This is a genomic window from Kamptonema sp. PCC 6506 (assembly GCF_000180455.1).
In the GTDB taxonomy this organism is placed as follows: Bacteria; Cyanobacteriota; Cyanobacteriia; order Cyanobacteriales; family Microcoleaceae; genus Kamptonema; species Kamptonema formosum.
In genome coordinates this window covers 1-10,458 of the sequence record NZ_CACA01000136.1, presented here as the reverse complement: position 1 = coordinate 10,458, position 10,458 = coordinate 1, and the positions used below count along the sequence as shown (strand labels likewise).

The 10,458-nt window shown below is 41.4% G+C and carries 13 protein-coding genes; 11 read left to right on the top strand and 2 right to left on the bottom strand.

Features of this window, described 5'->3' with window-relative positions; all coding sequences use genetic code 11:
* Positions 1-175 precede the first annotated feature (175 nt).
* Positions 176-991: a calcium-binding protein gene (locus OSCI_RS27830; protein WP_007354391.1), complete on the bottom strand. Its 816-nt coding sequence runs from the start codon at positions 989-991 to the stop codon at positions 176-178.
* Between the two features lie 461 nt (positions 992-1,452).
* Here OSCI_RS27830 and gor point away from each other — a divergent pair, with 461 nt between their 5' ends.
* From gor to OSCI_RS07905, 9 genes are all read left to right on the top strand, one after another.
* Positions 1,453-2,796 carry a glutathione-disulfide reductase gene (gor, locus tag OSCI_RS07940; RefSeq protein WP_007354389.1) on the top strand — a complete coding sequence of 448 codons (1,344 nt, stop codon included), beginning with the start codon at positions 1,453-1,455 and terminating at the stop codon, positions 2,794-2,796.
* 26 nt (positions 2,797-2,822) lie between these two features.
* Positions 2,823-3,383: an opioid growth factor receptor-related protein gene (locus OSCI_RS07935; protein WP_007354388.1), complete on the top strand. Its 561-nt coding sequence runs from the start codon at positions 2,823-2,825 to the stop codon at positions 3,381-3,383.
* Between the two features lie 275 nt (positions 3,384-3,658).
* Complete coding sequence (locus OSCI_RS07930) at positions 3,659-4,882, top strand: NERD domain-containing protein (RefSeq protein ID WP_007354387.1); 1,224 nt, start codon at positions 3,659-3,661, stop codon at positions 4,880-4,882.
* A 16-nt stretch (positions 4,883-4,898) separates the two neighbouring features.
* Positions 4,899-5,063, top strand: a complete 165-nt coding sequence (locus OSCI_RS29750; protein ID WP_007354386.1) for a hypothetical protein — start codon at positions 4,899-4,901, stop codon at positions 5,061-5,063.
* A gap of 151 nt (positions 5,064-5,214) precedes the next feature.
* On the top strand, positions 5,215-5,805 hold the full coding sequence (locus tag OSCI_RS07925; RefSeq protein WP_007354385.1) for a sigma-70 family RNA polymerase sigma factor: 591 nt from the start codon (positions 5,215-5,217) through the stop codon (positions 5,803-5,805).
* Entirely contained in the window at positions 5,802-6,215 is a 414-nt protein-coding gene (locus OSCI_RS07920; protein ID WP_007354384.1) for a hypothetical protein, read from the top strand. Before OSCI_RS07925 ends, OSCI_RS07920 begins: the two co-directional genes overlap by 4 nt.
* Positions 6,216-6,245: 30 nt before the next feature.
* A complete protein-coding gene (locus tag OSCI_RS07915; protein WP_007354383.1) occupies positions 6,246-6,728 on the top strand; it encodes a Spy/CpxP family protein refolding chaperone in 483 nt (160 codons plus the stop codon).
* A gap of 137 nt (positions 6,729-6,865) precedes the next feature.
* Positions 6,866-7,552: a YqiA/YcfP family alpha/beta fold hydrolase gene (locus OSCI_RS07910; protein WP_007354382.1), complete on the top strand. Its 687-nt coding sequence runs from the start codon at positions 6,866-6,868 to the stop codon at positions 7,550-7,552.
* Between the two features lie 27 nt (positions 7,553-7,579).
* A complete protein-coding gene (locus OSCI_RS07905) occupies positions 7,580-8,287 on the top strand; it encodes an ROK family protein (RefSeq protein ID WP_007354381.1) in 708 nt (235 codons plus the stop codon).
* A gap of 111 nt (positions 8,288-8,398) precedes the next feature.
* Here the strand turns inward: OSCI_RS07905 and OSCI_RS07900 are convergent, their stop codons facing one another.
* Positions 8,399-9,514 (bottom strand): HlyD family secretion protein, encoded by a 1,116-nt coding sequence (locus tag OSCI_RS07900; RefSeq protein ID WP_007354380.1) that lies wholly within the window; start codon positions 9,512-9,514, stop codon positions 8,399-8,401.
* 160 nt (positions 9,515-9,674) lie between these two features.
* On the opposite strand from OSCI_RS07900, the gene OSCI_RS29745 reads away from it, so the two are divergent.
* Entirely contained in the window at positions 9,675-9,899 is a 225-nt protein-coding gene (locus tag OSCI_RS29745) for a hypothetical protein (RefSeq protein ID WP_007354379.1), read from the top strand.
* A gap of 148 nt (positions 9,900-10,047) precedes the next feature.
* A complete protein-coding gene (locus OSCI_RS07895) occupies positions 10,048-10,251 on the top strand; it encodes a hypothetical protein (protein WP_019487251.1) in 204 nt (67 codons plus the stop codon).
* Positions 10,252-10,458 lie beyond the last annotated feature (207 nt).

The following is a 10,458-nucleotide window of genomic DNA, read 5'->3' as shown; positions in this document are numbered from 1 at the left end:
AATTACCAATTACCAATTACCAATTACCAATTAACAGTTAACAGTTAACAAACTACTGTTTTACCCTAAACCTAGTGTTCGATCTGAGATAGATACAAACTTAAGTTGTTCGGGAGAGATATTCTTGACCATGCCTAGAATATTGCCACTGCTGGTTTCCCTAATTACCGATACCTTAATATTTTCTAATTGAAAATCCAAAGTTCTTGGGATTCCCAAAGGAAAAAGGGCCTCTGCTGTCAAAATCTCTGCGATCGCCAATTGTTAAAAACCTTTCCGTGACAACAATATCGTCCTGTGTCATTCCTCCAGTCAAGCCGATCGCATCTCCAGAACCAGGAGTGAAGTCTAAAATAAAATCGGCAATAACTGGGTCAATAATAAACTGATCGTTATTAGACCGGGGTTGAAGGGAACCTACTTCTTGATTGGGGACGGCTGAATCTTTCGATAGCACAAAAATATCTTCACCTGCACCTCCCCAAAGCTTATCGATACCCCCATCACCTATCAGGGTGTCGTTATCTTCCTCACCTACTAAATTGTCATTGCCTTTGCCACCGCGCAACACATCGTTTCCTTCATTTCCAATAATATAATCGTCTTCTTTATTCCCGTTGAGAATGTCGTTGCCACTCCCTCCATAAAGTTGGTCAAAATCTATACCGCCTCGCAAAGTATCGTCTCCACCGCTACCAACTAAGGTGTCTTCGCCTGCATTTCCGTTGATTAATTCGGGCTCGTCAGATCCTTTGACAAAATCATTTCCAGCTAGAGCAATTAAACCTCCTGGAGTAGAACGTAGAATACGAGGTGCGAGAGAAACTACGTCCTCATCATTTGTGAGGTTAAAAAAGTTGGGGTCGAATAATGGGTCATCTGCTGGGTCGATGGGGGGAGTGGAGATTAATCTGATGTTGGCAGGATCGAGAAATCCTGTATCAGGGTTGATCTGGGAAGCATTGATGTTTTCTGATGGTTGTTTTGACATGATTTATTTCCTGATTGAGATATTTGGTTGGTAGTTTTTTGCTGACAATAACCATTTTAAATTAAAGAAACCGCGAGGATGGCGGCGTTACACATATTTTTGCGTAAGTCCTGAGTAAATGACCTCGGAATGATAGCAAATGGCAGAGATCCCGTAAGTTTTGTTAGATTTAATCTTGGTTAAAAATTTTGGCAATAAACAGCAAAAGTTGATAATTGAGGCTGGTGACGGCAAAAAATGTTACATTTTTATATATGTTTTGATGGTCTATTGTGGTATTATTTAAATAATGGGATGGTGAAAAAAATAAAAAATTCGGACAGATTTCCATTATAAAATAATATCATGTCAAGTTAATAAATGCAAGTGGTTTTCACAGAAAAAATAAAAATTTTGAGAGACAATTTAAAAAAATCAAGAGCAAATTTATTACAATCTTAATAGTAGAGGAGATAACAATTATGGCATACGATTATGACTTGTTTACGATCGGCGCGGGGTCTGGGGGATTGGCGGCTTCTAAAAGGGCGGCTAGTTACGGAGCGAAAGTTGCGATCGCAGAAGGGGATCTCGTTGGGGGTACTTGCGTAATTCGCGGCTGCGTACCCAAAAAGCTAATGGTCTACGCTTCTAGTTTCTCGCACCTTTATCAAGATGCGATCGGTTACGGATGGAGTGAAGTGGAGAGTAGCTTTAATTGGCTAAAACTCGTAACAGCCGTAGATAACGAAGTCCGCAGGTTGAGTAAACTGCACATCAGCTTGCTGGAAAAAGCCGGAGTTGAATTGATTTCGGGATTCGCCAAATTTGTAGACCCCCACACTGTCGAAATTGGCGATCGCAAAATCACAGCAGAGAAAATCTTAATTGCAGTAGGTGGCGAAGCAGTCAAACCCAACATTCCCGGAATAGAACACAGCATCACATCTCGCGAGATATTCTTGCTAAAAGAACAGCCAAAGCGGATTGCAATTTGGGGTGGCGGCTACATTGGCGTTGAATTTGCCTGCATTATGAACGGGTTAGGAAGTCGCGTTAATCAAATCATCAGGCGAGACTTAATTTTAAACGGTTTTGACGAAGATATCCGCTCCAACATTCAAGAAGGAATGACTAAACATGGGGTAGAATTTTTGACAGAAAGCGCTGTTGAGCAAATTGAAAAAACGCCAGAGGGTTTAAAATTAAGATTGTGGGGAGCTTGCCAAGGAACAATAACAGTAGACGCTTTACTTTGTGCTACTGGTCGCAGTCCAAATTTAGAGGGATTGGGTTTAGAGAAGGCGGGAGTTGAGACAGTCTTAGGCGCGATCGCAGTTACAAAAAATAGTCGTACCAGCCAGCCTCATATTTTTGCCGTTGGAGACTGTACAAATAGGATAAATTTAACACCAGTTGCTATTGGCGAAGGTCGAGCTTTTGCCGATACTGAATTTGGCAATAACCCTAGAGCGATTAGTCATAAAAATGTAGCTTCTGCGGTGTTTTCTCAACCAGAATCTGCTAGCGTTGGTCTGACAGAAGCACAAGCGCGAGCAAAATTTGGGGATTCAATCAAATGCTATAGCGGTAAATTTCGCCCCATGTTCCACAGTTTGACTGGTGCTGATGAGAAAACCTTTGTTAAGTTAATAGTTGAGGAAAATACTGACATCATTTTGGGAGTTCACATGGTAGGAAAAGATGCTGCGGAGATTATTCAGGGTATGGCGATCGCGGTTAATATGGGAGCTACGAAGAAAGACTTTGATGCTACCATTGGCATCCATCCATCCACAGCCGAAGAGTTTGTAACTTTGCGATAACTTATGTAATTAGGGATTCTGAAACAATGGATATTAAATCAGATAAACAAGATTTAGTAAATTATCCCAAAGGGGGTATTTTAGCCTTTTATAGTGGTCAGACACCTAACGCAGACGGTCGCACGATCGAAGAGATGTGGTCATGGAACTATCAGAAACTAGAGGCAATACATAATTATATTCAGTGGCTATTTCCCTTGGTAGAAAAAAGTCGTTTCAACCCTTATGCACCGACTTTAAATGAGGAAATCATTCAAGCATTTAGAACCAACGCTAACCTGAGAAATAGATTGATTACGTCCCTTAAAATCATGCTAAAGTTTTACGGACTACAATGTAACGATCGGGGAAGTGATGAGATAGAAATTACAAAATCAGATGAATACTCACAAAGAAAAACTGAATGGATTAATAGATTTGACCACAATTACTTGAGGGTCACGAGAATCCTCACAAGTTTGACAATTCTGGGATTAAAACCTTATGCTCAAGCCTTCTTAAAATGTTTAGATGATATTTACAAAGAAGAGGCAAAACATATAGGAAATGAGACTTATACTTACTGGAAAAATGCTCTTTTTATCTGATTCACATCAATAGTCCGATAGGTTTTAGAGAAACGGCCCAAACCGTCATTCTACTGTTAGTGATGTAAGATTGATTAAGGAAGAGTGCGATCGCAACGGTCGCACTTATGAATCTATTGGTTTACAATCAAAGTAGATTATGGTATTACGGTTTGAGCCAGTGTTTCCCGAACTTACGCAGGAAATGGTGAGGGTGTAAGCAGGCTAACAGCTATGCTACAACGGCTTAAGATAAAGAATGTTAAGGTTAATCTTTTATAAGAGGAGACAATTTTATGAATGACGCAGTTAATAAGTCTGAGCAGTTTGTGTACGATATATGCAAAAAGTCTTTTCTGTCACTATGGAGTTACATTAACCCGCAGGGAAAAACTCCAGGTAAAGAGTTGTGTGATGTATTAGTAATATGTGAACCCCATGTAATCGTAATAAGTGTTAAAGACATCCAACTCAAGAATACGGATGACCCGGTTGATTGGAAGCGTTGGCAAAAAAAAGCTATTGAAGACTCGATAAAACAGATCAAGGGTGCGATTCGATGGCTTGAACAAGCGGAATATGTTGTTAAGAAAGATGGCTCTCAAGGTTTGAAACTTCCTTCAAAAGGTGAAAGAATCTACTATCGCATAGCAGTTGCTTTTGGTGGTAAAAGAGAAGTTCCTATCAGTTCTCCTGATGATAGCAATGATGAATTTTACCACGTCTTAGACGAAAAATCATTTTTTTTACTTCTTCGTCATTTGGATACTATAAGTGACTTCGTTAATTATTTGAGTGACACAGAGAAATTTTTATCAAAGACATCAGTTATTATCAACGGTGGCGAGGAAAACTTGCTTGCTATTTACTTGCATAATGGTCGTCAGTTTCCCTCAGAAGTAGACATGATGATCCTTGAGGATGATCTCTGGGAGGGATTTAGCAATAAACCTGAGTTCAAGGCAAAATTGCAGAGAGATGCTGAAAGTTATACCTGGGATCGGTTAATCGAATTCTTGTGTGATGGCGGATTTGATGGGGAGAATTGGCTTGGCCCAGATATGTCTGAGTCTGAACTAGCTATTCGTGTCCTTGTTCGAGAACATCGATTTTCAAGGAGGATACTTGGTAGTGCTTTCAAAAAATTTCTTGAACTTAGTAAGGCTGGGCGTGTATCCTCTCGATCTGTTCAATCACCCTTAAGTAATGTTGGGTATGTCTTTTTTGCTTATGACAGCGACAGTACGCTTGAAGAGCGCAAAAATAAGCTTCTAACCAGATGTGTTGCCTCGCTTTGTCGATTCAGCGAATGTTTTACAGTGATTGGTATCGGTGTAAATGTTTCAGGGGATATACCAAAACATGGTTCTTCAACAGATCTGGTAATGTTGCACACAAAAAACAATAAATGGTCAGAAGAGGAATTGAAGCACGCAAAATACTGTAGAGATGAATTAGACTTCTTTAAGAGTCCCAATGAAATGTACGTTCATGAAGATGAATATCCCACATTAGAGTAGTTGATGAGAGAACTATTTGAAAAAGTCAGAAAAAAAGAAAAAGTGCGGACTCCGCACCCTTAAAAAATCCAATCAAAAAAGACTTCCCATCACCAACTACACCCCAACAGGCACAGCCAATTTATCAATCATCGCAGGATCGATCGCGATTCCTAACCCTTCGGTCACACCGCAACCATAATTCACATCAGCCCAGAAAAAATGACATAATTGCCGCTGTTACACAGGTATCTTAGCACTCTGGCTATTGCTGCTAGATCTCAGATTGAACCTTTTTTCGAGATCCACTGTCTAAACCCGTAAGATATCAAACTGGAGAGGAGACTCTGCTGGTGTTAGCTGTGCCAACCGATGCCATACCCGGTTACTCTGACTCGTACCTAATCGCTCAGTGCTTGGAAGGCGATCGCACCTGCTTTCGCCACCTGTACAGACGCTATCAAAACAAAGTCAGATCGACCCTTTACCAACTTTGCGGTCAATTTTTCTTAGATGATTTAGTACAAGAGGTATTTTTACGAGTCTGGAAAGGACTACCCAAACTCAAACAGCGAGACAACTTTTCCACTTGGCTCTATAGAATTACCTGGAATGTTGCTGCGGATCAAAGGCAAGCATTTGCCCAGCAGCGATCGTTTAATTCTAAACTGACAATAGAGGAAAATCTTAGTGTGGATGCCAACTCAAAAATCTCAGTAGACTTTGATTTAATGCAGATACACTATCAAGATTTAGTCAAGCGAGGCTTAGAAAAACTCAGCTTTGAGCACCGCAGTGTTTTAGTGCTGCACGACTTAGAAGACCTTCCCCAAAAAGACGTTGCTCAAATTTTGGGAGTGCCTATTGGAACTGTTAAATCTCGACTGTTTCGTGCTAGAGCTACTGTGCGAGAATTTTTACAACAAGAAGGAGTGCAGCTATGAATGAACCAATTAGCGACCAAAAATTAGTTAGCTTTTTAAAGCAATATCGTCCAATTCTTCCTGAAGAAGCACCAGATTTAGAGCAAAGAATAATGGTAGCTATAGAAGGAAAAAGCTTAGTTACAAATAGAGATAAAGATACAATTAAAAATTCACCTATCTTATCGCTATTTGCTAAGGGGAAAGCAAAAATTAAAAATCGCTTGTGGGTATTTCCCCCTGCTATTGCTGCTAGCTTGTTAGTTGCTTGGTCTGGCTATCATACTCTAACTCCTACAAGACTTAGTGCTACTGAAGAAGCTCACCTAGAAGCATTTCTTCTCAGTAATTGGGATGGAGGTGTCAGCGATTCTAATTTGCTACCGATGACAGTTCCAACTGACAACCAACAATCAACAACTAACAACTAACAACTAACCAATATCAAATAGGTGACATTCATGTTATTGCGCCGTTTTTCAGCTTTAGCCTTTTTAATGCTCTCTCTAGGGAGCACTGCTGCGATCGCAGTTCCTAAATTACCTCAAACAATTGCTCAAGCTCCACAGGAGCCAGGCCCTCCCATGCGCGATGGCGGTCAGTTGTTTGAGAAACTAAATTTAACCGCCGATCAAAAGCAGAAAATGCAGGCAATTCGCAATCAATATAAAGACCAAATTACTCAGCGCCGAGAAGCAATGCGTAATTCTCGACAAGAGTTAATGAATATGATGAGCGGTACTGCTTCGGAGAGTCAAATTCGCGAAAAACACCGTCAAGTTTTAGCGGATGGACAGCGGATGGCAGAGTTGCAATTTGATATTATGCTGGCGATGCGGGAAGTTTTAACCCCAGAGCAGCGCCGTCAATTGGCACAACTGATGCAAGAGCGTCGGGAGAATGTTACCAATCAGAATAGAGGTGGAAATAGACCTCAGCGGTGATAGCTAGAAAGTAACATTTACGCGACTTACGCATTAATATTGTAACGCTGCCGTCTCTGTGGTATCTTTACCACTGGGACGGCGGCGTTACAAACAGTTTTGCGTAATTCCTATAATTAGGTGGAGCTACTTATGTCATGACTCAGGAAGATTATTGTAACTATATTTATCTGCACGGGTTTGCTTCTAGTCCTCAGTCTGCCAAGGCAGAATATCTGAGCGATCGCTTTTTCGAGCTAGGAATTAACCTGAAATTACCCGATCTCAATCAAGGGGATTTTTCCCATCTGACTCTAACACGACAACTTCAACAAGTTGAGGCTGAATTTCGACAATTAGAAAAATCTCAACTTAGTGTTGACAAAGGGAAAATTGGATTAATTGGTTCTAGTTTTGGCGGGCTAACAGCAGCAATTCTGGCACAGCAAAATATAGAAGTGCAACGGATAATTTTACTAGCGCCAGCTTTTGGGTTTTTATCACATTGGTTGCCGAAATTAGGAGATGAGCAGCTTGCTAAGTGGCAGTCAGAAGGATATTTATCTGTGTACCACTACGGCAAAAATCAGTATCTACCATTACATTATCAATTTGCGATCGATATAGCTCAATATCGAGATGAAGATTTGCAGCGCCCCGTGCCGACCTTAATTTTTCACGGCAAAGATGATGAAGTCATACCAATTCAATCTAGCAGAGATTTTGCCGATCAACGTCCTTGGGTGCAGTTAATCGAATTAAATAGCGATCATGCCTTGACAAATGTTCTTCCTGAAATTTGGGAGGAGATGCAAAATTTTTGCCAATTCAAAGTTAAAATCTGATTAACTTATCTGTTTGAGTACGACCAAATGACAACACAAGATAAATCTGTTCGCACTCTCGCCGTTGATATTGGCGGTAGCGGCATCAAGGTGATGATTTTAAACGAAGAAGGCCAACCGATCGCGGAACGAGCGCGAGTGGAAACGCCTGAACCGGCTAAACCGGAACCTGTACTCGCTGCGATCGCATCTTTAGTTGCCCAACAAGGCGAGTTTGAGCGCGTGTCTGTGGGTTTCCCTGGTGTAGTTTCCAACGGTATTACTAAAACGGCCGTAAATTTAGACCCGGATTGGGTCGGATTTGACTTTGGAAATACTCTTAGCGATCGCTTAGGTAAACCAGTCCGGGTTGTCAACGATGCAGATATGCAGGGAATGGGGGCAATTTCTGGTCATGGCGTGGAATTAGTCATTACTCTTGGTACTGGTTTTGGTTCGGCCCTATTCGTGGATGGCAAATTAGTACCCAATTTGGAAGCGGGACACCATCCTTTTCGCAAGGGAGAAACTTACGAACAACAGTTAGGCCGCGCGGCCTTAGATGCAGTCGGTCAAAAAAGGTGGAACCGTCGTTTGGAAAAAGCGATCGCTACTCTTCAAAATCTGTTTAATTGCGACTGTCTTTATATCGGCGGTGGCAATACTAAAAAAATTACTATGGAGTTGCCGCCAAATGTTAAAGTTGTACCGAATGTGAACGGGTTATTGGGAGGTATTGTTTTGTGGAAAGATTAGATGGCTAATTGCTAATTGCTAATTGCTAATCGCTAATTGCTAATCTCCCTATCCTCCCCATCTCCCCCATCTCCCCCTTCTTACCCTAGCCCCTAGCCCCTAACCATAGCCTTAAAAATCAGCAAGTAACCTCACTTTTCTCATTACAAATTTTAAAACTGTTTCTTGTGAAGCAATAATATCAGCTCTTCCTTCCATTCCCGACTGAATCGGATATTGATGTGCAGCATCAGCCTTTTGCGTTCCTAAAAAATAGCCACTGCTACCAGAACCCTGTCTAACTAAATAAGCTCTTTCTGGCTGAACGATCACTTCATAATAAGCTTCACCACTACTAGAATTTTGAGGTGCGATCGCATCCGGTGAAATCCCACTAACTTTACCTTTCAACGTACCATAATCTGGATAAGGAAATGCAGAAATCCGAATTTGTACGGGTTGATTGAGTTTAACTTGACCAATATCTTGAGCCGCAACTCTAGCCTTAACTACAAGCGGTACATCACTAGGAACAATCTGCGCGATCGCAGCACCTAATTCCACCATCTGTCCGGGATTTCGCAATTCCATTTTCAGAATTGTACCATCTGTAGGTGCTTTAACTACACTATTTTCCAGTTTAACTGCAATTTGTTCTAGTTCTTTCCTACCCTGAATAATTTGCTTTTGAATATCAGATCGTTTGACACTCAAAGTTCGCCAATCTCTCGCAAGTTGCTGAGCAATATCTGGTATAGATGCTGATAATCGTACAAGCGCAGATTCCACAGATTCTTCAATAATTACCTGAGTAGTATTTGGAGGTTGCTTTGATTGTAAAGTAGCAAAAATCTGATTTTCTAAATCATTAACTTGCTTATTTATTTGATTTAATTCCATCTCGCATTGCTGAATATTGTCTTGCAAGTGGTTTTTTTGACTGCGGAGGCGAGAACTATCAATTTTCGCGATCGCATCCCCTGCCTTCACCGTCTGATTCTCACTTACAGTGATACTTTCCAGCGTTCCTTCCGTTGCCGCCTGGACAATTCGCACCTCTCCCGCCGGACGAACAATCGCCGCCGCCCTTACAGTTGAGCTGTACTTCGTAACACTAGCAAGTGCGATCGCCGCCCCAAAGGTTCCTACCAGAAACACCCCTCCCAAAGTCATCCAACGACTCAAAGGGGGTAAAAACTCATCACTTTGTAAAGAATGAAGCGGTCTGGGTTGAGGAGTGCGAGACATTTTAACCTATCGCCTACTTAATTTTGGCATATTTCTCCCAAGCTGTCCGGATACCAAGGATAGCTTTAGAAGTCTGGATCAGAATTCACAGGGTAGAGCCACAAATCCGCACAAATTCCTGATATTTTTCAGGATTCAGTCTACTTAAACGGAGTTAATCATGGAACAAACAAATAACCAAACACTCTTCAGCGAACTCACTGATGAAGAAGCGCTCAGCGTCAATGGTGCGTCTCACCGCCGTCGTCGTTATGGCTACAATAGTAGCTATGTCTATCAGTATCCCCGTCGCCGCCACTATCAGGAGGAATACTCCCGCCGTCACAACTACAGGCGCAGCAGAGGCACGATTACATTTAGTGCAGTCGTGCAGTATTACTACTAAGACTTACGCCAAGATTGCTTGTCATTGCGAGTACATAGAAGCAATATCATGAGGATTGCAATTCTTGGCTTGCAATGACATATTTTCGTAAAAATGCGTGAGTTCTAACTACTAATTTTTCAGACAATCAAACCAAAGGAAATAAATCATGCAAGAAGCTCAAAACGACTCGCTGTTTACAGAACTGACTGCTGAAGAATCTGCCACCATTAACGGTGCTTATGGCAACTGTCGATACTCTAATTCTGAGCGCCCTGCTTACAATAGGAACCAGAACCCGCGCCAGCACTATATGTACTATCCGCGCCGGGAACGAGCTTATAGAACAATGGTGGTTGTGAGATACCGTTAAAATTCGAGATGGGCGGTATTGAAATTGTGAATTGGATAAAGCGCCTGTAATTTTATAGGTGCTTTTTTCTGATTTGGTAATGGGTAATAGGTAATGGTTAGTGGTTAGTTGTTCGTCGTTAGTTGTTAGTGGTTAGTTGTTCGTCGTTAGTTGTTCGTCGTTAGTGAAAATAGGTAAAACATATAGAACTTACGCACCCAACCAAAG

Coding starts and splice junctions, on each gene's coding strand:
- OSCI_RS27830 (WP_007354391.1), bottom strand. CDS start 991: ATGTCAAAACAACCATCAGAAAACATCAATGCTTCCCAGATCAACCCT.
- gor (WP_007354389.1), top strand. CDS start 1,453: ATGGCATACGATTATGACTTGTTTACGATCGGCGCGGGGTCTGGGGGA.
- OSCI_RS07935 (WP_007354388.1), top strand. CDS start 2,823: ATGGATATTAAATCAGATAAACAAGATTTAGTAAATTATCCCAAAGGG.
- OSCI_RS07930 (WP_007354387.1), top strand. CDS start 3,659: ATGAATGACGCAGTTAATAAGTCTGAGCAGTTTGTGTACGATATATGC.
- OSCI_RS07920 (WP_007354384.1), top strand. CDS start 5,802: ATGAATGAACCAATTAGCGACCAAAAATTAGTTAGCTTTTTAAAGCAA.
- OSCI_RS07915 (WP_007354383.1), top strand. CDS start 6,246: ATGTTATTGCGCCGTTTTTCAGCTTTAGCCTTTTTAATGCTCTCTCTA.
- OSCI_RS07910 (WP_007354382.1), top strand. CDS start 6,866: ATGACTCAGGAAGATTATTGTAACTATATTTATCTGCACGGGTTTGCT.
- OSCI_RS07905 (WP_007354381.1), top strand. CDS start 7,580: ATGACAACACAAGATAAATCTGTTCGCACTCTCGCCGTTGATATTGGC.
- OSCI_RS07900 (WP_007354380.1), bottom strand. CDS start 9,514: ATGTCTCGCACTCCTCAACCCAGACCGCTTCATTCTTTACAAAGTGAT.
- OSCI_RS29745 (WP_007354379.1), top strand. CDS start 9,675: ATGGAACAAACAAATAACCAAACACTCTTCAGCGAACTCACTGATGAA.
- OSCI_RS07895 (WP_019487251.1), top strand. CDS start 10,048: ATGCAAGAAGCTCAAAACGACTCGCTGTTTACAGAACTGACTGCTGAA.